Here is a 26,864-nt window from a genome sequence, read left to right on the forward strand (position 1 = left end):
TTAATTATCTATCTTCTATTTATGTACAAGTAACCTGCTTTTTGATGTGCATTACCATCTGCATCTTTATATTTTAAAATATAAAAGTAAGTACCATCTGGTAGCTCATCCGATTGATTTACGGTTAATTTACCTTCAGAAATTCCTTTAAAAGCTCTATCGGTATTATTGTAATGGTCACGTGCAAATACTAAACCTCCCCAACGGTTGTAAATCTCTACTCTATTATCCGAATAACATTCTAAACCTCTAATATAGAATACATCGTTATCACCATCGCCATTAGGAGAAACTGCATTAAACACTTCAATTACACATCCTGAAACTCCTAATACAGTAGGATTATCACCATAGCTATCTATATCATCTGATGCATCACCTACAACAATTCCTTTAGAACTAATTGCTGTTACAAATGCCTGATTTATAACACTTCCTAAATTAATATCTTGTTGTGTAATTTCATAAGTAGCAGTAAATGTTTCATTATCAGTTACACCTGCTTCTAGAGTTATTGGGTCTCCATAAACAACTACACCTGGCAATGGATCTTCAACAATTACGTCATACAATGTTACATTACCAATATTGCTTACTGTAAAATTATATGTAATTGTTTCTCCAACTTGTGCATAACCATCTGAATTATCATCATTAAACACACCAGTTTTAATTATTGAAATTTCAGGTTTTTGCTCTAACGAAGTTATTGTTGGATTATCATTACCGTCATTTATAATTCCATTATCTGAAATATCTGAAATCTCATTACCTAAAACATCAACACCAGAAGCAGTTGCTGAATTAGTTACACTTCCTGCATCAACATCAGCTTGTGTAATTGTGTAATAAGCATTTACGCTAGCAGTTTTATTAGGTTCTAACATTCCAATTTCAGCTATTGAAGTTTCAGAAATTAAAACATCATTTAAACTAATATCATTTAAAGTAACATTTCCAGTATTAGTAATAGTAAATGTATACGTAATAATATCACCAACCATTCCATCTCCTTGTACAGTTGCAGTTTTAATTAATTCAATTGATGCGTTTGAAGTAACTACTACAGTAATAGTTACAACTGCATTTGAAGTATCTCCATCTACATCGGTTATAGAATAAACAAAGCTATCAGTTCCAAAGAAATATGTATCTGGAGTATATGTATAAACACCTTCTGAATTCATTGATACAGTTCCATGTTGAGCTCCTCCATTTTCTCCAACCAAACTCCAAACATTACCTCCATCTCCACTAGGAATATCATTTTCTGCAGTTAAACCATCTACAATAGCACTATTTTGTTCTGTTGTAATAAAATCATCATTGGCAATTGGGAAATCATCTACAGTTGTAATTGTAATAATAACTTGCTCATTAACCAAGGCTGAATTTGTACCATCTGATGCATTATAATCAAAACTTGTTTGTCCGTACCAATTTGAATTTGGAACAAACTCTAAATTATTAATAGCAACAGCCGGTATAATATCTCCAACATTTACTACTGCGTTATCGAGATATAAAATACCATTTTCAGGTAAACTAACTATTGTAATGCTATATAATGTATCTCCATCTGCATCACTAAATGATGTAATAAAATCACCCGTAGCAAACTGTACATTGTTATCTTCTATTCCTGATATAATTACATCCGTTAAAATAGGTGAATAATCATCATTAATAATTGTTCCAACTCCTGTGGTATTTGCTAAAGTAATAGCACTACCATTTGTAATTAAATTAGTCAATTCAACAGTAAATACTTCATCTAATTCTGCTAAATTATCAGTGTTTACAACTACTTTAATTGTCTTAATGGTTTCCCCAGGTAAGAAGGTTAAAGTACTTATTGAAAGTTCTACATAATCATTCTCTAAAACAGAAGCAGAACCATCTATTGTACTGTAATCTACAGTAGTTATTAAATTAGAACTACCTGATAACCTAACTTCAAATTCAAAAATGGTTGTTCCACTATCACCCTCTACAACTGACACACTAGTAATATCCATTGTTACTGAATCATCATCACCAATTATTACTGTAGCTTCATTTGTTGTTCCTAGAGTAACTGCAGTGTCTGTTGCTACTAATGTTACTACTACTGTCTCTCCTCCAGTCTCTATTAAATTATCATCAATAACTACTACCGGAAGGGTTACTGATGTCTCTCCTGCTGGTATTGTTATTGTTGTTCCTATGCTTGAGTAATCTGTTCCTGCTGTAGCCGTACCTGATACTGTTAATGTAACTTCGGTATCGACAATTACTGCATTGGTCATTGTTAAGGTAAACAATCCATTACTGTCTGGTTCACTTGCCTGAGTTGTTACTGCAATACTTACTTCTGAAGTATCATTATCTCCAATGGTGACTATTGCCTGGTCTTTAGATGCATTAACGCTAACTGCTGAACTTGTTCCTGTTAATGTTACTACTACAGTTTCTCCACCGGTTTCTACTAAACTGTCATCAATAACTACTACTGGAATGGTTACTGAGGTCTCTCCTGCTGGTATTATAACCGTTCCTGATAAGGCTTCGTAATCTATTCCTTCGTTTGCTGTTCCTGTTACGGTATAGCTAACTTCAGTAGCAATATTAACAGCTTCACTCAGTGTTAAAGTGAACAGTCCATTACTGCTTGGTTCACTTGCTTGATCCGTTGCTGCTATACTAACCATTGAAGCATCATCATCTCCTAATGTTACCGTTGCTACTGTTGTTCCTAAAGTAACTGCAGTACTTGTTCCTGTCATCGTGATAACAACTGTTTCTCCGCCAGTCTCTACTAAATTATCATCAATCACCGTTACTGGTATTGTAATTGTTTTAGTATTTGCTGGTATTATTACTGTTGTGCCTATCGCTGCATAATCTGTGGACTCTGTCGCTGTTCCTGCTACTGTAAATGTTACTTCAGTATCTGTACTTACTGCATTGGTCATTGTTAAAGTGAACAAGCCATCAAATCCAGGTTCACCTGCCTGAGTTGTTGCTGCAATACTTACTTCTGATACATCATTATCGCTAATTGTTACTGTTGCCACTGTAGTATCTAATGTTACTGCTGTGTCAGTTCCTGTTAAGGTTACAACAACTGTCTCTCCACCTGTCTCTACCAAATTATCATCAATCACCGTTACTGGAATTGTAATTGTTTTAGTATTTGCTGGTATTATTACGGTAGTTCCTATCGCAGCATAATCTGTGGACTCTGTCGCTGTTCCTACTACTGTAAATGTTACTTCGGTAGCTGTACTTACTGCATTGGTCATTGTTAAGGTGAACAGTCCATTACTGTTTGGTTCACTTGCCTGAGTTGTTGCTGCAATACTAATTTTTGATGCGTTATTATCACTGATTATTACTGTAGCTGCTATAGTTCCTAAAGTTACTTCGTTGTCAGTTCCTGTTAAGGTTACAACAACTGTCTCTCCACCTGTCTCTACAATTGCATCATCAATTACAGTTACTGGAATCGTTACTGTTGTTGCGCCTGCTGGTATTATCACACTTCCTGTTAAGGCTGTATAATCTGTATCCGCTGTTGCTGTTCCTGCTACATTGTAACTAATTACTGTTGCTGTACTTACTGCATTGGTCATTGTTAAAGTAAACAATCCATTGTTATTTGGTTCACTCGCCTGAGTTGTTGCTGCTATACTTACTACTGAGGAATCATTGTCTATGATAGTTCCAATTGCTGTTCCATCTGAAATGGTAGCTAAACCTGTAATATCACTTAAGGTTACCGTGTAAGTTTCTGTTGATTCTACAAAACTATCATCGGTGATTGAGACCGTAAACGTTTGTACATCGCCTGTCTCTGAATCTGATGGGAAATTAAGTGTTCCACTAGTCGCTGTATAATCTACACTTGCCAACGCACTTGCATTGTCACTTGTTACATAATCAACACTAAATGGATCTTGTACATTTCCTGTCAAGGTTACCGTAAACGTTGCTGTGCCTGCTCCTTCATTTACACTTACATCGGCAATCGATACACTTGCTGCATCATTATCGGTAATCGTTCCTATAGCCTCTGCATCTGAAATTTTTGTCAATCCTGTAATGTCACTTAACGTCACTGTGTACGTTTCAGTTGGTTCTAATTGACTGTCATCACTTATAGCTACCGTGAAGATTTTTATTGTTCCATTTGCTGAGTTTGCAGGGAAGTCTAACGTTCCACTAGTCGCTATATAATCTTCTCCTGCAACTGCCGTTGCATCGCTCGTTGCATAGTCTACCGTAAAGCTATCTTGTACATTTCCTGTTAAGGTTACTATGTATGTTGCTAACCCTACTGCTTCATCTACACTTACATCGGCTATCGATACACTTGCTGCATCATTATCAGTAATCTCTCCAATTGCCTCTGCATCTGATATTGTTACCAATCCTCCTGTAATATCACTTAACATTACTGTGTACGTTTCAGTTGGTTCTACAAAACTATCATCGATGATTGAGACCGTAAACGTTTGTACATCACCTGTCTCTGAACCTGCTGGGAACGTTAATGTTCCACTAGACGCTGTATAATCTACACTTGCCAACGCACTTGCATTGTCACTTGTTGCATAATCAACACTAAATTCTTCTTGAACATTTCCTGTTAAAGTTACCGTATATGTTGCTGTGCCTGCTACTTCATCTACACTTACATCGGCTATAGATACACTTGCTGCATCATCATTGGTGATTGTTACCGTGGCAGTGTCTGTAATGTCTACTGCTAAACTTGTTCCAGCTAAACTACTCATTGAAACTGTTAAGATCTCATCTGATTCTAGTTTTGTGTCCGAAGTTGGTGTAATCGTAAAGGTTTCTGTCTCACCTACAGTTCCTGCAAAGGTTAACGTCTGACTCGTTACGGCTGCGTAATCACTATCTGATGTCATTGCTGTGCCATCGGCTGTAGTTACATCTACTGTGAAGCCGCCTTGAACTGCAGCACTTAACGTAGCGGTTACTGTGATGTCTCCATTGTCTTCATTTTGTGAAATATCGGCAATCGTTACCGTTGCTGCATTATTATCGGTAATCTCTCCAATAGCCTCTGCATTTGATATTGTTACCAATCCTCCTGTAATATCACTTAAGATTACTTTATAAGTCTCTGTTGATTCTAAAACACTATCATCTGTAATTGTTACGGTGAACGTTTTTGTTGTTCCACTTACTGAATTTGCAGGGAAGTCTAACGTTCCACTAGTTGCTGTATAATCTTCTCCTGCAATTGCGGTTTCATTACTTGTTGCATAATCAACACTAAATGCTTCTTGTACATTTCCTGTTAAAGTTACCGTATATGTTGCTGTGCCTGCTGCTTCATTTACACTTACATCTGCAATCGATACACTTGCAGCATCATTGTCAGTAATCTCTCCCTCTGCTTCTGCTTCTCCATCTAAAATGGTAATTGCTTGGCCATTTGAATTACTTAAAGTAATTATTCCTTTAAAAGTTTCTGTTGGTTCTAATATTAAATCTCCTAATATATCTATTGGAATAGCAACAGTTGTACTTCCTGCTGGTATGGTATAAGTAGTTCCACTTTGAGCAATAAAATCTGTTGTTGCTGTTGCTGAATCTGCGGTTGTAGAAAAACTTAATACAACATCTTCTTGAGCAATTCCATTCATTGTTACTAGTAAATTCATTTTCTGAGCACTCTCGGTCTCTGCTATTGAATTATTGGCAATACTTATTGTATACGCATCATCATCCGTAATTGTTCCAATGGCTTGTGTATCGTAAGTAACTAATGCATTACTACTATTTGAGAAGTTTAAATAAAAACTTTCTATTGGTTCCGCAATAGCATCTTCTGTTGTTGGAACTGATATGATGATAGATTCTTTTCCTATTGATTTTGTTCCTGTAAAATTCAATGGCCCTGAAGTTATCGTATAATCCGAACTTAATAAAGCTGAATCATCTGCGGTTGCATAATCTATACTTACGCCTCCTTGAACATTTCCTGTTAAGGTTACTGTAAATACTGCATTATTTCCTTCATCTACTGTTACATCTTCAACAGAAAGCGTAGCTGTATCATTATCATTCAATACTGCTGTTGCTTGATTATCAAATGTTACCAGTGTATTACTAATGTCACTTAAATTCAGTACAAAATTTTCCACTGCTTCTAAATAACTATCATCATTTGTTGAAATGGTAATTGTTTTAGATTCTGCATCAGTTCCTGTAAAAGTAAGTGTACTAGATGTGTTTGTATAATCACCTGGTTCAATAGCTGACCCATCTGCGGTTGCATAATTAATAGTAAATCCGCCTTGAACGTCTCCTGTTAAGCTTACCGTAAATACGGCATCTGTTCCTTCTGTAACTGTAATATCACTAATTTCTAAGGAAGCTGCATCGTTATCTGAAATGGTTACTGTTGCTTCATCATTATTAGTATCAATACTTGCATCATCATCACCTGAAGAAATCGTATTTAAAGTTGCAATTACTGTTTCAGATGTTTCTAAGATATCATCTTCTTTAACATCTACTGCTATAGTTACAGATGTTTGTCCTGCTGGAATCGTTGCTGTTCCTGTTAAGGCTGTATAATCATCCGTTGCATCTGCTGTACCGGTTACGGTGTAACTTACATCCGTATCAACATCACTGGCATTACTGATACTTATTGTAAACTCACCATTATCACTTGACTCACTCGCTGTTGCATCTGTTGCTGCAATGCTTACATTGGCTTTATCATTATCGGTAATCGTTCCTGTAGCCTCTCCTTTTCCTTCTGAAATCGTTATTGCTTGGCCATTTGAATTACTTAAAGTTATTGTTCCTTTAAAGGTTTCTGTTGGTTCTAATATTAAATCTCCTAATATATCTATTGGAATAGCAACAGTTGTACTTCCTGCTGGTATGGTATAAGTAATTCCACTTTGAGCAATAAAATCTGTTGTTGCTGTTGCTGAATCTGCGGTTGTAGAAAAACTTAACTCAACATCTTCTTGAGCTACTCCATTCATTGTTACTTGTAAATTCATTTTCTGAGCACTCTCGGTCTCTGCTATTGAATTATCGGCAATACTTATTGTATACGCATCATCATCCTTAATTGTTCCAATGGCTTGTGCATCATAAGTAACTAATGCATTACTACTATTTGAGAAGTTTAAATAAAAACTTTCTATTGGTTCCGCAATAGCATCTTCTGTTGTTGAAACTGATATGATGATAGATTCTTCTCCTGTTGATTCTGTTCCTGTAAAATTCAATGTTCCTGAAGTTATCGTATAATCCGAACTTGATAAAGCTGAATCATCTGCGGTTGTATAATCTATACTTACACCTCCTTGAACATTTCCAGTTAAAACAACCGTAAACACTGCATTATTTCCTTCATCAACAGTAACATTTGAAACTGTTAAAGATGCTGCATCATTGTCACTGATTGTTACTGTAGCCTTATCATTAGAAGCACTTACTGATACAGCTGTATTGATTGTTGAACTTAGAGTTACAATTACCGTTTCTCCTCCTGTCTCTACTAAATCATCATCAGTTACCGTTACTGGGATTGTAATTGTTTTAGTATTTGCTGGTATTATTACTGTGGTGCCTATCGCTGCATAATCTGTTCCTTCTGTCGCTGTTCCTGCTACTGTAAATGTTACTTCGGTATCGGTACTTACTGCATTGGTCATTGTCAATGTGAACAGTCCATTACTGTCTGGTTCACTTGCCTGAGTTGTTGCTGCAATACTGATTTCTGATGCGTCATTATCATTGATTGTTACTGTTGCCTCATTATTTGAAGCACTTACTAATACAGCTGTATTGGTTGAACTTAGAGTTACAATTACTGTTTCTCCTATAGTTTCAACAATAGTATCATCTGTAACATCGATAGCAATTGTTGCTGTTGTTCCATTGGCTGGTATTATTACTGTGGTGCCAATAGCATCATAATCAGTACCCTCTGTTGCTGTTCCGTTTACTACAAACGTTACTTTGGTAGCTGTGCTCACCGGATTGGTCATTGTCAATGTAAACAAGCCATCAACTGGGCCTTCTTCATCTCCCTGGGTTGTTGCTACTATACTTACCTCTGATACATCATCATCAGCAATGGTTACCGTTGCTTCTTTTGTTGACCCTACTGCTACTGCAGTATTGCTTGAGCTTAGAGTTACAATTACTGTTTCTCCTCCTGTCTCTACTAAATTATCATCAGTTACCGTTACTGGAATAGTTACGGTCGTTTCATTTGCTGGTATTGTTACTGTAGTGCCTATCGCTGCATAATCTGTTCCTTCTGTCGCTGTTCCTGCTACTGTAAATGTTACTTCGGTAGCTGTACTTACTGCATTGGTCATTGTCAATGTGAACAGTCCATTACTAGTTGGTTCACCTGCCTGAGTTGTTGTTACTATACTTACCTCTGAGGAATCATCATCGGCAATGGTTATCGTTGCTTCTTTTGTTGATCCTACTGCTACTGCAGTATTGGTTGAGCTTAGAGTTACAATTACCGTTTCTCCTCCTGTCTCTACTAAATTATCATCAATCACCGCTACTGGAATAGTTACGGTCGTTTCATTTGCTGGTATTATTACTGTTGTGCCTATCGCTGCATAATCTGTTCCTTCTGTAGCTGTTCCGCTTACTACAAACGTTACTTCGGTATCGGTACTTACTGCATTGGTCATTGTCAATGTGAACAGTCCATTACTGTCTGGTTCACTTGCCTGAGTTGTTGCTGCAATACTGATTTCTGATGCGTCATTATCATTGATTGTTACTGTTGCCTCATTATTTGAAGCACTTACTAATACAGCTGTATTGGTTGAACTTAGAGTTACAATTACTGTTTCTCCTATAGTTTCAACAATAGTATCATCTGTAACATCGATAGCAATTGTTGCTGTTGTTCCATTGGCTGGTATTATTACTGTGGTGCCAATAGCATCATAATCAGTACCCTCTGTTGCTGTTCCGTTTACTACAAACGTTACTTTGGTAGCTGTGCTCACCGGATTGGTCATTGTCAATGTAAACAAGCCATCAACTGGGCCTTCTTCATCTCCCTGGGTTGTTGCTACTATACTTACCTCTGATACATCATCATCAGCAATGGTTACCGTTGCTTCTTTTGTTGACCCTACTGCTACTGCAGTATTGCTTGAGCTTAGAGTTACAATTACTGTTTCTCCTCCTGTCTCTACTAAATTATCATCAGTTACCGTTACTGGAATAGTTACGGTCGTTTCATTTGCTGGTATTGTTACTGTAGTGCCTATCGCTGCATAATCTGTTCCTTCTGTCGCTGTTCCTGCTACTGTAAATGTTACTTCGGTAGCTGTACTTACTGCATTGGTCATTGTCAATGTGAACAGTCCATTACTAGTTGGTTCACCTGCCTGAGTTGTTGTTACTATACTTACCTCTGAGGAATCATCATCGGCAATGGTTATCGTTGCTTCTTTTGTTGATCCTACTGCTACTGCAGTATTGGTTGAGCTTAGAGTTACAATTACCGTTTCTCCTCCTGTCTCTACTAAATTATCATCAATCACCGCTACTGGAATAGTTACGGTCGTTTCATTTGCTGGTATTATTACTGTTGTGCCAATAGCGTCATAATCAGTACCCTCTGTAGCTGTTCCGCTTACTACAAACGTTACTTCGGTATCGGTACTTACTGCATTGGTCATTGTCAATGTGAACAAGCCATCAACTGGGCCTTCTTCATCTCCCTGGGTTGTTGCTACTATACTTACCTCTGAGGAATCGTTGTCAACAATCGTTCCCGTTACTATGGATTCTGAAATGGTAGCTAAACCTGTAATATCACTTAATGTTACCGTGTAAGTTTCTGTAGGCTCAACCAAATTATCATCTGTAATTGTTACAGTGAACGTTTTTGTTGTTCCACTTACTGAGTTTGCAGGGAAGTCTAAGGTTCCACTAGTTGCTGTATAATCTTCTCCTGCAACTGCCGTTGCATCACTCGTTGCATAGTCTACCGTAAAGCTATCTTGTACATTTCCTGTTAAAGTTACCGTATATGTTGCTGTGCCTGCATCTTCATTTACACTTACATCTGCAATCGATACACTTGCAGCATCATTGTCAGTAATCTCTCCCTCTGCTTCTCCTTCTTCATCTAAAATCGTTATTGCTTGGCCATTTGAATCACTTAAAGTAATTATTCCTTTAAAAGTTTCTGTTGGTTCTAATATTAAATCTCCTAATATATCTATTGGAATAGCAACAGTTGTACTTCCTGCTGGTATGGTATAAGTAGTTCCACTTTGAGCAATGAAATCTGTTGTTGCTGTTGCTGAATCTGCGGTTGTAGAAAAACTTAACACAACATTTTCTTGAGCTACTCCACTCATTGTAACTTGTAAATTCATTTTCTGAGCACTCTCGGTCTCTGCTATTGAATTATCGGCAATACTTATTGTATACACATCATCATCCGTAATTGTTCCAATGGCTTGTGCATCGTAAGTAACTAATGCATTACTACTATTTGAGAAGTTTAAATAAAAACTTTCTATTGGTTCCGCAATAGCATTTTCTGTAGTAGGAACTGTAATCGTGAAAGATTCTGATTTTGTTCCTGTAAAATTCAATGGCCCTGAAGTTGTTGAATAATCTAAATCATCTAAAGCAATGGCTGAATCATCTGCGGTTGCATAATCTATACTTACACCTCCTTGAACATTTCCAGTTAAAACTACTGTAAATACTGCATTATTTCCTTCATCTACTGTTACATCTTCAACAGAAAGCGTAGCTGTATCATTATCATTCAATACTGCTGTTGCTTGATTATCAAATGTTACCAGTGTATTACTAATGTCACTTAAATTCAGTACAAAATTTTCCACTGCTTCTAAATAACTATCATCATTCGTTGAAATGGTAATTGTTTTAGATTCTGTATCTGTTCCTGTAAAAATAAGCGTTCCTGTTTTAGCATCATAATCACCTGGTTCAATAGCTGACCCATCTGCGGTTGCATAATTAATAGTAAATCCGCCCTGAACGTTTCCAGTTAAAGTTACCGTAAATACGGCATCTACTCCTTCAGTAATTGTTATATCTTCTATTGCTAAGGAAGCTGCATCATTATCTGAAATAGTTACTGTAGCTGTAGTATTTGCACCATCAATAGATGCATCTGCATCTCCTGAAGAAATCGTATTTAAAGTTGCAATCACTGTTTCACTTGCTTCTAAAATACTATCTTCTTTAACATCTACTGCTATAGTTACAGATGTTTGTCCTGCTGGAATCGTTGCTGTTCCTGTTAAGGCTGTATAATCATCCGTTGCATCTGCTGTACCGGTTACGGTGTAACTTACATCCGTATCAACATCACTGGCATTACTGATACTTATTGTAAACTCACCATTATCATTTGGCTCACTCGCTATTGCATCTGTTGCTGCAATACTTACTAATGCCGTATCTTCATCATTTATAGTAACTGTGGCTTCATTTGTTGTTCCTACTGAAATATCTGCATCACCAGAAGTAATAGCGTCTAAAGTAACAATCACTGTTTCACTTGCCTCTAAAATAGCATCGTTTACTACGGTAACAGCTATTGTATTTGATAAGTCTCCTGCTGGGATTGTTACAGTTCCACTTAATGTTGTATAATCTTCCGTTGCATTTGCTGTACCAGTTACAGTGTAACTGATTACTGTTGCTACATCACTAGCATTGCTGATACTTACTGTAAATTCTCCATTATCACTTGGCTCACTTGCTGTCGCATCTGTTGCTGCAATACTTACCTTGGCTACATCTTCATCATTTATAGTAACTGTCGCTACATCTTTCGATGCATCAATAGTTGCATTGGAATCTCCTGAAGTAATAGCGTCTAAAGTAACAATCACTGTTTCACTTGCCTCTAAAATAGCATCGTTTACTACGGCAACAGCTATTGTATTTGATAAGTCTCCTGCTGGGATTGTTACGGTTCCACTTAATGGTGTATAATCTTCCGTTGCATTTGCTGTACCGGTTACAGTGTAACTAACAACTGTAGCTACATCACTAGCATTACTGATACTTATTGTAAATTCTCCATTATCACTTGGCTCACTTGCTGTCGCATCTGTTGCTGCAATACTTACCTTAGCCACATCTTCATCGGTAATCGTTACGGTTGCTACATCTTTCGATGCATCAATAGTCGCATTGGAATCTCCTGAAGTAATAGCGTCTAAAGTAACAATCACTGTTTCACTTGCCTCTAAAATAGCATTATCTACAACATCTACTGCAATCGTTACGGATGTATTTCCTGCTGGAATCGTTGCTGTTCCTGTTAATGCAATATAATCTTCCGTTGCATTTGCTGTACCGGTTACAGTGTAACTAACAACTGTAGCTATACCTGATGCATTACTGATACTTATTCTAAACTCACCATTATCATTTGGCTCACTTGCTGTCGCATCTGTTGCTGCAATACTTACCTTAGCCACATCTTCATCGGTAATCGTTACGGTTGCTACATCTTTCGATGCATCAATAGTCGCATTGGAATCTCCTGAAGTAATAGCGTCTAAAGTAACAATCACTGTTTCACTTGCCTCTAAAATAGCATCGTTTACTACGGTAACAGCTATTGTATTTGATAAGTCTCCTGCTGGGATTGTTACGGTTCCACTTAATGGTGTATAATCTTCCGTTGCATTTGCTGTACCAGCTACAGTGTAACTGATTACTGTTGCTACATCACTAGCATTACTGATACTTATTGTAAATTCTCCATTATCACTTGGCTCACTTGCTGTCGCATCTGTTGCTGCAATACTTACCTTAGCCACATCTTCATCGGTAACCGTTACGGTTGCTACATCTTTCGATGCATCAATAGTCGCATTGGAATCTCCTGAAGTAATAGCGTCTAAAGTAACAATCACTGTTTCACTTGCCTCTAAAATAGCATCGTTTACTACGGCAACAGCTATTGTATTTGATAAGTCTCCTGCTGGGATTGTTACGGCTCCACTTAATGCTGTATAATCTTCCGTTGCATTTGCTGTACCAGTTACAGTGTAACTGATTACTGTAGCTACATCACTAGCATTACTGATACTTATTGTAAATTCTCCATTATCACTTGGCTCACTTGCTGTCGCATCTGTTGCTGCAATACTTACCTTAGCCACATCTTCATCGGTAATCGTTACGGTTGCTACATCTTTCGATGCATCAATAGTCGCATTGGAATCTCCTGAAGTAATAGCGTCTAAAGTAACAATCACTGTTTCACTTGCCTCTAAAATAGCATCGTTTATTACGGCAACAGCTATTGTATTTGATAAGTCTCCTGCTGGGATTGTTACGGTTCCACTTAATGCTGTATAATCTTCCGTTGCATTTGCTGTACCAGTTACAGTGTAACTGATTACTGTAGCTACATCACTAGCATTGCTGATACTTATTGTAAATTCTCCATTATCACTTGGCTCACTTGCTGTCGCATCTGTTGTTGCAATACTTACATTGGCTTCATCATTATCGGTAATCGTTCCTGTAGCCTCTCCTTTTCCTTCTGAAATCGTTATTGCTTGGCCATTTGAATCACTTAAAGTAATTATTCCTTTAAAAGTTTCTGTTGGTTCTAATATTAAATCTCCTAATATATCTACTGGAATAGCAACAGTTGTACTTCCTGCTGGTATGGTATAAGTAGTTCCACTTTGAGCAATAAAATCTGTTGTTGCTGTTGCTGAATCTGCGGTTGTAGAAAAACTTAACTCAACATCTTCTTGTGCTTCTCCATTCATTGTTACTAATAAATTCATTTTCTGAGCACTCTCGGTCTCTACTATTGAATTATTGGCAATACTTATTGTATACACATCATCATCCTTAATTGTTCCAATGACTTGTGTATCGTAAGCAACTAATGCATTACTACTATTTGAGAAGTTTAAATAAAAACTTTCTATTGGTTCCGCAATAGTATCTTCTGTTGTTGGAACTGATATGGTGATAGATTCTTCTCCTGTTGATTCTGTTCCTGTAAAATTCAATGGCCCTGAAGTTGTTGAATAATCTAAATCATCTAAAGCAATGGCTGAATCATCTGCGGTTGCATAATCTATACTTACACCTCCTTGAACATTTCCAGTTAAAACTACTGTAAATACTGCATTATTTCCTTCATCTACTGTTACATCTTCAACAGAAAGCGTAGCTGTATCATTATCATTCAATACTGCTGTTGCTTGATTATCAAATGTCACCAGTGTATTACTAATGTCACTTAAATTCAGTACAAAATTTTCCACTGCTTCTAAATAACTATCATCATTTGTAGGAACTGTAACTGTATAAAACTCTGCATCAGTTCCTGTAAAAGTAAGTGTACTAGATGTGTTTGTATAATCACCTGGTTCAATAGCTGACCCATCTGCGGTTGCATAATTAATAGTAAATCCGCCCTGAACGTCTCCTGTTAAGCTTACCGTAAATACGGCATCTGCTCCTTCTGTAACTGTAATATCTCCAATTGCTAAGGAAGCTGCATCATTATCTGAAATGGTTACTGTTGCTTCATCATTATTAGTATCAATACTAGTATCAGCATCACCTGAAGAAATCGTATTTAAAGTTGCAATTACTGTTTCAGATGTTTCTAAGATATCATCTTCTTTAACATCTACTGCTATAGTTACAGATGTCTGTCCTGCTGGAATCGTTGCTGTTCCTGTTAATGCTGTATAATCAACCGTTGCATCTGCTGTACCGGTTACGGTGTAACTTACATCCGTATCAACATCACTGGCATTACTGATACTTATTGTAAACTCACCATTATCACTTGGCTCACTCGCTGTTGCATCTGTTGCTGCAATGCTTACTAATGCCGTATCTTCATCATCTATAGTAACTGTGGCTTCATTTGTTATTCCTACTGAAATATCTGCATCACCAGAAGTAATAGCGTCTAAAGTAACAATCACTGTTTCACTTGCCTCTAAAATATCATTATCTACAACTAAAACATCTATTGTTGCTGATGTACTTCCTGCTGGAATTGTTACGGTTCCGGTTAAAGTAGCATAATCTGTTGCTGAAGTTGCATCCCCTGAAATTGTATAACTGATTACAGTTTCAGTTGAAGATGCTAAGCCCATACTTACCGTAAACTGTCCGTCTGTACTTGGCTCGCTTGCTGTTGCTTTATTTGCTGTAATATTTACCGTAGTTTTATCATTATCGGTAATTGTACCTAAACCACTAGCATCTGAAAAAGTTATTAATCTTCCTCCAAAGTCATTTTCACTTAAATTAACTGTAAAGGTTTCTGTTGGTTCTAAAATATCATCGCCATTAACAACTATTGTTATGGTTTGTTCTTCATCTTTTGCTCCACTAAAAGTGATAGTATCCGTTTGGTAAATATAATCTAAACCAGCTAAGGCATCAATATTAGCAGTTGTGTAGTTTACAGAGAATGGACCATCGGTAGATTTTCCATTATGTGTTACTGTAAATACATAATCTACTGTTGCTCCTCCATCATCTTCTACTTTTGTAACATCATCAATAGTTAAAGTAACCTCATCATTATCTATAATATTTCCAATCCCTGTTGAAATTGGTCCATTATTTAAAGTTACATTTTGACTGTTAGTTACTAATGAACTTAAAATACCACTAAATAATTCTGTTGGCTCAGCAATATCATCATCTGTAATAGTTACAGAAACTGTTTGTGGGTTAGATTTTGAACCTCCAAAAGTTAATGTGTCTGAAGAAATAGCATCATAATCTGAACTTGAAAGTGCGGAACCCTCTGATGTTGAAAATATAACTGTTACTTCATTTTGAATTTCTAAACTAGATGTAATTGTAAAATCTGCTGTACCACTAGCAACATCTTCATTCACGGTAAATCCAGCAATTGAAATAACTGCATTATCATCATCATTAATAGTACTTGTTGCTGTAGCTGTACCAATAGAAACTTGTTGACCATTAGCATTTACTAATGAAATTGTACCTGTAAATGATTCTTGAGGTTCAGTAATTACATCTCCAAGTACATTTACTGGAATATTAACAAATAAATCACCCGGGGAAATGGTATATAGTTCATTTGTTTGCGCTGTAAAATCTGTATCAGTTGCTGTACCATTTATTGTTGTAAACGAAATAACAATTTCTTCTTGAGCGGCAATATCTATCCTTGCTTCAAAATTATGTAATATGTTTCCATTTTCTTCAAAAGCTGTAAAACCAACTAAATTTATTGCTGTTACTGGATCATTATCTGTAATTGTTCCTATACCTTGTGCTTTAACTATTGATGCGCTACCTGTACTTAATATATTACTTAAATCAACTGTATATGTTTCGGTTGGTTCAGCAATTAAATTATCAATTATAGGAATTGTAATTGTTTGTGTATCTCCTGTTATTGAACCTGCTGGGAATGTTACTGCAGTTCCTAAAGTTCCTGCAGTTAATGTATAATCGGATGGTTGGTTTGCAGGGTTTGCTCCTGTACCATCATTTGTTGTAAAGTCTACTGTTAATGCATCTTGAATATGCCCCGTTAAGGTTACCGTAAATACTGCTGTACCACTAGCAACATCTTCCGTTACTGTTACATCATTAATAACAACGCTTGCAGCATCATTATCTGTAATAGTACTTGTTGCTGTTGGTGTTGGAATAGTTATTGCCTGACTATTTGCAACTAAATTACTTAATGTTCCTTTTAATGTTTCTGAAGGTTCTACTAAATCATCATTATTAATAGTAACTTCTACAGTTTGAACTAAATCCTTTGTACCACCAAAAGTACGCGTAGTTGTGCCAACGGCTGTATAATCTGAACCTGCTAAGGCATTTCCTATAGCTGTTGCAAAATCTACCGTAAATTCATTTTGAACATTTCTACTAAGGGTTATTGTGAATACTGCTGTACCTGCAGCTTCATCAACATTAAATCCTGAAATTGAAAGTATTGCTGGATCGTTATCTTCAATTGTATAAGTTGCTGTTGGTTTAGTTAAGGTAACTTGTTGCGCATTATAATTATTTTCACTAATTACTGCTGTAAATGTTTCTTCTGGTTCTGTTATATCATCACCTAAAACATCTATTGGGATATTTACTGATGTGCTATCCGCTGGAATTGTTATTGTTGTGTATGTAGGTGTTGTATAATCATTTCCATTTAATGCTGTTCCTTCAGAAGTATCATAATTAAGTACAATGTCTTTTTCAGCAGCAATATTTGTACTTACAATATAATTGATTGTTTGAGTTCCGTCTGTTTCAGTTACTGTTTTATCTTCTAATGTTATTTCAACAATATCATTATCTTCTATAGTCGCTGTTGCAACATCTCCTTCTACTGTAAATTCAACTTGTTGATTATTCTTATTATTTATAGTAATAGTACCTGTGAATGTTTCTGTAGGTTCTGCAATTTCATCACCTGCAATAGTTGTTGCTAAAATATTTACATTCGCTGTTGAAAATGCTGGTAAATTAACATCTACATCAGATTGAGCTGTGAAATCACTTAGTGAAGTAGCTGTACCATTAGAGGTTGCAAACTTTAATAAAATTGGATATTGTGATTGAATATTTTGACTTACATAAAAATTAGCTGTTTGCGGTGCTTCTGTTTCAGTAATTGTCGCAAAACTATGTAAGGTTAATTCTACAATGTCATTATCTATAATTGTACCTAATCCCTCAGCATCAGAAAAACTAACTTTAGATTGCCCCGATGCGTTTAAATCTGTAAGATTAATATTGTAAGTTTCTGTAGGTTCTGCAATTGTATTTTCTACAATAGTAACATCAATACTTTTTGTTGTTCCATTTATTGAACCTGCTTCAAAAACAATTGGTGTTGAATTAATTGCGACATAATCACTTGTAGCTTCTGCTGAAATATTGGCTGTAGCATAATTAAAAGAAACTGCTTCTTGAATTTCACCTGTTAACGTTACTGTAAATGTTGCTGTTCCATCAGCTTCATTTACTTCTACATCATCAATTGCCAAGGTTGCCGAATCGTCATTTGTGATGATTCCTGTTCCGATAGTATTCCCAAAAGTTATAGCACGTCCATTATTTACCAAGTTACTTAATTCAACAGTAAATGTTTCATCAAGTTCTACTTTTGTATTTCCATTTACAAGTACCGTTATAGTTTTTGTAGTTTCTCCAGGAGCAAAAGTTAAAGTTCCTGATTTTTCAACATAATCTGAATCTTCAATAGTTGTTGCATTCTCATCTGCTGTTGTGTAATCTACTTTTACCTCAGCGTCTGAAATTTTTGATAAGGTAACTGTAAAATCATAGTTTGTAGTTCCACTATTCCCTTCATTATGAGTTACGGAATTTACAATAGCTACGGTTGGTGTATCATCATTAGTAATGGTTCCAACGGCAGAATCTTGAGCAAATGTAATTGCTGTACTTGGTGCACTTACTGGTACTATATTACTTAAATTTACTTTGAATGTTTCATCTAATTCTACCTTTTCATCTCCGTTGATAGTAACATCTATAGTTTTAGTTTCATTTGTTGTTCCTTCAAATGTTAAAGTACCAGAACTTGCAACATAATCTGAGTCTGTTGTTGTAGCAGTATCGTCGGCAGTTGTATAGTCTACTGAAAGTCCGTCTTCAACATCCATACTTAAGGTTACGTTAAAAGTTAAGGTTTGTGTTCCAGAATGTCCTTCCGTAATAGTTTTATCTGCAATTGAAAGTGTTGCATTATCATCATTAGTAATGGTACCAATTCCTGTTTGTGCAGCGGAATTTATGGTAATATTTTTACCAGGAGCATTTACAGATGATAATACTACATTAAAAGTTTCGTTACTTTCAACAGCTGTATCTCCATTTACTTCAATTGTAATGGTTTGAGTTTCTCCAATACTTCCACTTCCTCCAGTAAAGTTAACAAGACCTCCACCAGCAGTAAAATCGGTTGGTGCTTTTGCTATACCATTTTGTGTATAGAATGAAACGCTATAACCGCCAACTACCTCAGCTCCAGAATGTGTTACTATAAATTCGAAATTGGTTGTTCCACTATTTGTTTCAACTTGAGTAACACCTTCTATTGATAAAAATGCTGCATCATTGTCTTCATTATTTACAGAGACATCTTCTGGGTCTAGTAAGTCGTAATTGCTATCAATTGTTAATAATTCATTTACCGTATTTTCAATAGTATACGCAATTGTACCATCAACTAAACTATCATCAACACCTGTAACTGTAATAGTTTGTGGAATATTCCAATTTAAATTAGTAAATGTTAATTGTGATAAATTTACAGTACCTTCTGCAATATTGTTACTTGCAATATCTACAACTACAACTTGGGTTTGATCTAAGTCTGTACCTGGTTTACTTGTTAAAACCACCGTAAATGTTGCTGTTCCTCCAGCTTCAGTGGTTGTTAATGTTGTTGGTGTTACAATAAACCCTGCAGTATCGTTATCATTATTTACAACTGCAACATCATCAACAACCATTGTATTGTAATTTGGATCGGTTGAAGCAGCCGCACTAGTAACAATAGTATAACCAACATTTCCATCAACTATGTTATCATCTTTACCTGTTACAGTAACAGTTTGTGGTGAATTCCAATTATTTGCATCAAAAGTTAATGTACTTGTTGAAACTGTTCCTTCAGTAGTATCACTACTTATTAAGGTAATTGTAACATCGTGTGTTGGTTCTGTATCTAATACAACTGTAAATGTTGCTTCTCCTCCAGCTTCAGTAGTTGGACCACTTATTGTTGAAACCGTCACCCCAGCTGTATCATTATCTATATTAGTTACACTTACATCGGCAGGATCAACATTTTCGTACCCTGATAAATCATCAGTTAAGCCTTTGTTTGTTGTTAAAACTATGGTATAAGGAATATCTCCATCGTCCACATTGTCATCTACACCAGTTACCGTTACAGTTTGTGGTTGATCCCAATTATCTGCATCAAAAGTTAATTTATTTGTACTAACTGTTCCTTCTGTTAAATCATTACTATCAACATCAAATACAACATCTCCTGTTGGTGCAAAAGGTAATACAACTGTAAATGTTGCAGTGCCACCAGATTCAGTAGTTGGACCACTTATTTCTGAAACTAAAACTGTATTATCAGCTAACGCATTTACAGTAACAGTAAAACTACAAGTTTCTGTATTTCCTGCTGCATCTTTAACTGTATAAGTTACTGTTGATGTTCCTAATTTAAAATTATAAACTACAAGCGGATTAATACCCCCAGAAGTAGGATCCGGTATAGATCCTGTAGCCTCTAGTTCTATGATACCTGCTCCAGTTATAGCCCAACTTAATTCTGTTACAGCACAATTATCACCATAAATTGGTGCTATTATACCCGAGATAAGTGTACCTAAACCTTCAGCAGTTGCTGCATCTTGCGTTATATTGTTTTGACATGTAATTGATGGGGCCTGATTATCTGTAACAACCACATCAAAACTTACTGTTCCTGCATTTGGTATTGTTGCATGGTCTGCAACAATCCAAGTAACTGTTGTTGTTCCTTTTTCAAATACTTGACCGTTTAAAGTTGTATTTAGAGGGTTATTTAACAGAATTGTTGCTCCGGTTAATGCGTAGGTTATAGTTGGAGCCGTATCACAATTATCTGTTGGATCCCATGAATCATCTGTATGTGTATATGTACAAACATTTGCATCAACTACTTTATTTTTATCATTTAAATCATCTAAAGTTGGTGCTTCTGTGTCTTCAACTGTTACTGTTGTTGAAATAACATCTGAATTTCCAGCAGCGTCTGTTACTTTTAACCAAACTGTATTTGGACTAGTTGTAATGTCATCACATTCAAATTCTACTGATTCACCATAACCACTTAATTCACTTTTTGAAATTTGATAAGTAACAATTCCACAATTATCTGAAGAGTTATTATCAATTTGAGAAGGAACAACCTCTACTTTACCATTTCTTCCTAATGCTACAGTTGCAGTTTGTGCACTAGCTGTAGGATTTTCATTATCTTTTACATTTACTGTAAATGAACAAGTTTCAGAATTTCCTGAAGCATCTTTTGCTGTCCAGGTAATTGTTGTAATACCTTTTTGAAATACAACTCCATTAAGATCTGTTCCAGTAGCAGGAGAAGCTCCATTATTTGCGGAATATGTAATTGTTGGTGTTGCACCATCACAATTATCGGTTGCAGTAGCATTCCAATTCAAAGTTGAACCATCATGTGTATAAGTACACTCTCCTGAATCTGTATCAACAATTTGTTCTCCTGAAACAGGGCAATCAATCTCTGGAGCTGTTATATCTTCAACTGTTACTAATGCAGTCGCTGTTGAAACATTGCCATTTTCATCAGTAACTGTTAATGTAACTGTATTAGTTGCTACATTTGCACCTAAATTAGTACAATCAAAATCTGTTTTATCTATAGCTAAACTTGCTATTCCACAACTATCATTTGAACTATTATCTATTTGAGCTGCTGTAATTGTAGCATTTCCTGAAGCATCTAATTCAACAGTAATATCTTGTGTTTTTGCTATTGGTTTTACTTTATCTACAACAGTTATAGTTGTTTTACAAATAGCTGTATTTTCTGCTATATCTGTTACTGTTAAAGTTACCTCGTTAGCACCTATATTGGTACAATTAAACGTATTTGGTGAAACTGTACGCGTTACAATTGAACAATTATCCGTTGAACCTGCTGAAATGGTATTTATATCTGCTTCAGATAAAGTATAAGTTCCTGCTGTACTTAATTCAACTGTAATTGATGTACATGCTGCTACTGGAGCAATCTCATCTTCAACAGTTACTGTTGCATTACAAGTTGATTCATTACCACTTGTATCTGTAACTGTTAACTTAACAATATTATCCCCATAATCTGCACAAGTAAATGCTGTTTTACTTGCTACAATACTTTGTATTCCACAACTATCATTAGAACCATTGTCAATATCAGCTGCTACTATTGAAGCGTTTCCTAAAGCATCTAATTGAATATTAATATTTTGACAAATAGCTGTTGGTAATTGATTGTCTTCAACTGTAACTGTATAAGAACATTGTACTGAATTATTAGATCCATCAATGGCTGTCCAAGTTACCGTAGTAGTTCCTTTATTAAATTCTTGTCCGTTTAGTGTTGTATTTGCTGAATCATCTGCAAGAACAGTAGCTCCAGATAACGCATAGGTTAAACTTGAAATAGAACCACAAATATCTGTTGCAGTAGCATCCCAAGCTGTATTATTGTGCGTATACGTACAAGTATTAAGGTCTGTATCAACAGTTTTGTTAGTTGTACAAGTAATTATTGGCTCTACACTATCTTCAACTGTTACTGTTGCAGTAGTTGTAGAAATATTGTTGTTGTTATCCGTAACGGTTAATGTAACAGTATTTGCACCTAAATTACTACAATCAAAATCTGTTTTATCTATAGCTAAACTTGCTATTCCACAAGCATCATTAGAATCATTATTAATATCAGCTGCTTCAATACTTGCATTTCCTGAAGCATCTAACTGAACAATAATATCTTGTGCAATTGCAGTTGGATTTATGTTATCTACAATTGTAACTATGGCTGTACAAGTATCAGATTTTCCTGAAGTATCCGTAACTGTTAAAGTTACCTCGTTAGTACCAATATTAGTACAATCAAAAGTTGAAATACTTGGCGTATATGTTAATTCGCAGTTATCATAAGAACCATTATCTATATCTAATCCTGTTATGGTTGCTTCTCCATTATCATCTAAATAAACTACAATATTTTTACATACTGCAACAGGATTTATATCATCTTCAATAGTAACTGTAGTATTACAAGTTGCACTATTTCCATTAACATCGGTTACTGTTAATGTTACTGTATTTTCTCCAAAATTAGTACAATCAAAATCTGTTTGACTTGCCGTAATAGTTGCTATTCCACAGGTATCACTTGATCCATTATTTATATCTGCAGCTGTAATGGTTGCATTACCCGATGCATCTAATTTTAATGTTATTGGTTTGCATAAAGCAGTTGGTGGTGTTACATCTTGAACAGTAACGGTTGCATCACAGGTAGAAACATTTCCGTAAATATCGGTTACTGTTAAAACTACCGGATTTTCTCCAACATCTACACAACTAAATGAATTTGTAGAGATTTGATAAGTAATAGTTCCACTAGGATCTGTTGAACCGTTATCAATATCGGCTGCAACAATTGAAGCATTTCCGGTAGCATCTAGATCTACAGTAATATTTTGACAAATGGCAGTTGGCCCTTCATTATCTTCAATAATAATTTGGTAAGAACCCGTATTACTGTTACCATATATATCTGTTGCTGTCCAAACCACATTATGAGTTCCAACAGTAAAACTTTCTCCAATAATACTTGTAGTAGTATCCGTTCCAACGGCAGTTGCTCCATCAATAGAATAGGTAATTGTTTCTAAAGTACAATTGTCTGTTATTGGAATATCCCAAGCACTATCTGCTACACTTGTAGCTGTATAAGTATCTATACCTGAATCTAAATTTCTTGTTTGTGTTGCTACAGGGATTATTGTTGGGTTTTCAGTATCTGTAATAGTAAACATAGTAGTACAAGTAGCACTTTCATTATTACTGGAATCATACAATTTCCAAAGTACTTCTGTTGGATTTGCAGTTGTTCCAACAGGAATTTGCGCGCCCACTAAAGTAGTATGAACATCCGTTCCAACTTCTGCGCCTCCATTAATAGAATAGGTTAATTTAGAAGTTGATGCATTATCATTAAGATCATACGGGTCGAATTCTGAACTTGTTACAGTAAAAAAACAAGATCCAATATCTGCATTTCTACTAACCTCTGCATCTGCACAACTATTAATAATAGGATCTTCAATATCTTTTACAATAACATCAATGGTACACGATGCTGTATTTCCACTTTCATCTGTGGCAGTCCAAATAACAGGTGTAGTTCCTACTGGGAATGTTTCTCCTGCAAGTGTCTCATCATTATTATAATTATTTTCTAAAGTAACTTCACAATTGTCTGAAAAACTTGTTGGGTCAAATTCTGTACCACTAGTAGTATAAAAAGCTTCCCCAGTATCTGTATTTCTATTAAATTGATCACCTGTAGGACAAGCTATTTCGGGGTCTTGATTATCTGTAACTGTAATATTAAACTTATATATAAAAGAGTTTCCAGATTCATCAACCACAAAGTAGGTTACTTCTGTATCACCTACAAGAAAATTATATCCAGGAACGGCTTCAGAAGGCGAAACTGTAATTACAAGATCTTCTTGAGCGGTAACATTATCAATAAATGTTGGAGGTATATAATTAACTTGTGCAGTACAATCATCAATACCTGTATCTACAGAAACACTTGAAGGAGCTGTTTCTAAGCGTGGTAATTCTGTATCTACAATATTTACGTAGAAATTTGCAGTTCCAACATTACCACTATCATCAGTAGCAGTCCAAGTTACTGAGTTTCCACCCATTTGCATTTCTTCATTATCTAAAGTAGATACTCCAAATTCATTTACTATTTTAGTTACAATTCCACAGTTATCTGTTGCAGTAACATCATCAAACTCTCCATCCTTTACAGTATAATAATTTTTATTAGGATCTGTACTTCTAATTTGATTTCCTGGCACAACCAAAATTGGTGGTTCATCATCGGTGATTGTTAATATAAATGAGCAAGTTGCTGTTTGATTGTTAGTATCAGTAGCTGTCCAAGTAATTTCAATTTCACCGGTTGTTCCTGCTCCTTGCCCTCTAGGTATGCTAACTCCAGAAAGTGTATTAGTACCTGTTACTGGTAGACCTGTTTCAGGATTTATAAAACTCCAAGTTAACGTAGGTGTGCTACAATTATCATTAAACGCAGTTACGTCAAATTCATTCCCTACTACTTTATATGAACATGTACCTGCATTTGCGCTTCTTGTTGGATTTTCAGTTAAGCAAGATAATGTAGGTGGCGTATCGGTAATAACTACATCAAAAGAGCAGGTAGCTATATTTCCATTATTATCTGTTGCTGTATAGGTAACTGTTGTTGTTCCAACACTAAATAAAGTTCCTGGAGAATGTGTTGATGTAAAAGATTTCATACCACTACAAGCATCAGTTGCTATAAGTGAAGGCCAAGAAACCGCAACTTGACAACCACTACCGGCTGCAACTGCTGTTATTTCTGCAGGGCAATTTGATATTACAGGCGCTTCATTATCGTATACTGTAACTTTTTGATTGTGTATTGTTGTATTACCAGATTCATCTGTTAATACCCATCTTACATTTGTTGTTCCTAATAAAAATGTTGCAGGCGCATTGTTTGTAATTGTAATAGCTTCGGGAGCTGTACAATTATCGGTTGCTGTTGGCGGTGTTAATGTAAATGTTTTGGTACAAGTACCAGCATCTACATCTACAGTTACGTCTTCAAAAGGCGTATCTAAAATAGGTGCTTCTTCATCTTTAACCGTAAAAGTAAAACTACAGGTTTCAGAATATAAAGTACCTCCTATTGTTTGAGTTGCTGTCCAAGTTATGGTATTTGTACCTTTAGGAATGGTTGCTCCAGCTAACGTTGTATTTGAAGGCGCTCCAGCTAAATCGTGCCTCATTGTTCTTCCATCTCCAGAAATTGATACAAATGTTGCATCATAAATTGTACTTCCTGTTGGAACTGTATAACCACATGCTCCAATAGCTGTTGTTTGAGTAACATTATTCGGACAACTAATAATTGGTTTAAAAGAATCTACTACAGTTACATTTACATCACAAGTAGTTGTATTAGCTGGATTTGTATCTTTAGCTGTCCAAGTAATTGTATGATCTCCTATTGCTAATTGTGTTCCATTTAAATACTCTGTTTCTGTTAAACTGTTAGTGTATGAAACTTCACAATTATCAGAAACTGCCGGTGTAAATTCACTACCTACTACTGTATAATATTCTACATAAGGATTATTATATTCTCTATAATAGGTTTCTGTTGGGCAATTAATTACAGGCGCTTCATCATCTGTAACTGTAACTTTTTGCGTGTGATATACATAATTACCTCTTGCATCTCTTGCACTCCAGTAAATAGGTGTTTCACCAACATTAAAAGATGTTGGACTTGTTGATGGTGTAATTTCAGTTGAATCATCGCAATTATCAGTTGCTGTAGGTGTTCCAACAACAACATTTGTTGCTGTACAACTTCCAGCGTCTGCACTAACTGTAATATCTTCAGGCCAATTTACTTGTGGATCTTCTTTATCTATAATTCGTATATCATAAGTACAACATTCATTAGTGTCTGTACCATTAGTAGCTGTCCAAGTAACAGTAGTGATTCCTTTATTTAAAACCACACCATCTAAACTAGAACCAGTACCTGTTGTTTTTCCACTTAAAGTATACGCAAGCGTTGTTCCAGCTGTACTTGTTGAAATATCTAATTCTGCACCACTAACTGTATATGTACAAAAACCTGGGTCGGTATCTCTGGTTTGGTATCCTTTGCATTCTACTGCTGGCGGATCATCTGAATTAATGGTTACTGTCGTTGTACAAGTTACAACATTCCCTGATGCATCGGTTAAAGTCCAAGTAACATCCGTAGTAGTTCCCGCTGCAAATGTTGCTCCAGCTAAAGTACTAGAACTATTAATATTATTTACAACTGTAACATTACTAGCACCTGAACAGTCAGTAATATTATATGGATCAAACTCTTTACCATTTACTGTATAATCTCCAGAATCAACTTGTCT

General features: G+C 35.8%; 2 protein-coding genes. One reads left to right on the plus strand and one right to left on the minus strand.

Annotated features, from left to right (window positions below; translation table 11 throughout):
• Nucleotides 1-8: 8 nt before the first annotated feature.
• Nucleotides 9-26,462 carry a Calx-beta domain-containing protein gene (locus MHL31_RS09930; protein WP_240225800.1) on the minus strand — a complete coding sequence of 8,818 codons (26,454 nt, stop codon included), beginning with the start codon at nucleotides 26,460-26,462 and terminating at the stop codon, nucleotides 9-11.
• Here MHL31_RS09930 and MHL31_RS09935 point away from each other — a divergent pair.
• Nucleotides 26,440-26,844, plus strand: a complete 405-nt coding sequence (locus MHL31_RS09935; RefSeq protein ID WP_240225801.1) for a hypothetical protein — start codon at nucleotides 26,440-26,442, stop codon at nucleotides 26,842-26,844. The genes MHL31_RS09930 and MHL31_RS09935 overlap by 23 nt on opposite strands.
• Nucleotides 26,845-26,864 lie beyond the last annotated feature (20 nt).

Origin of the sequence: Lutibacter sp. A80, from assembly GCF_022429645.1 — a bacterium.
GTDB lineage: Bacteria > Bacteroidota > Bacteroidia > Flavobacteriales > Flavobacteriaceae > Lutibacter.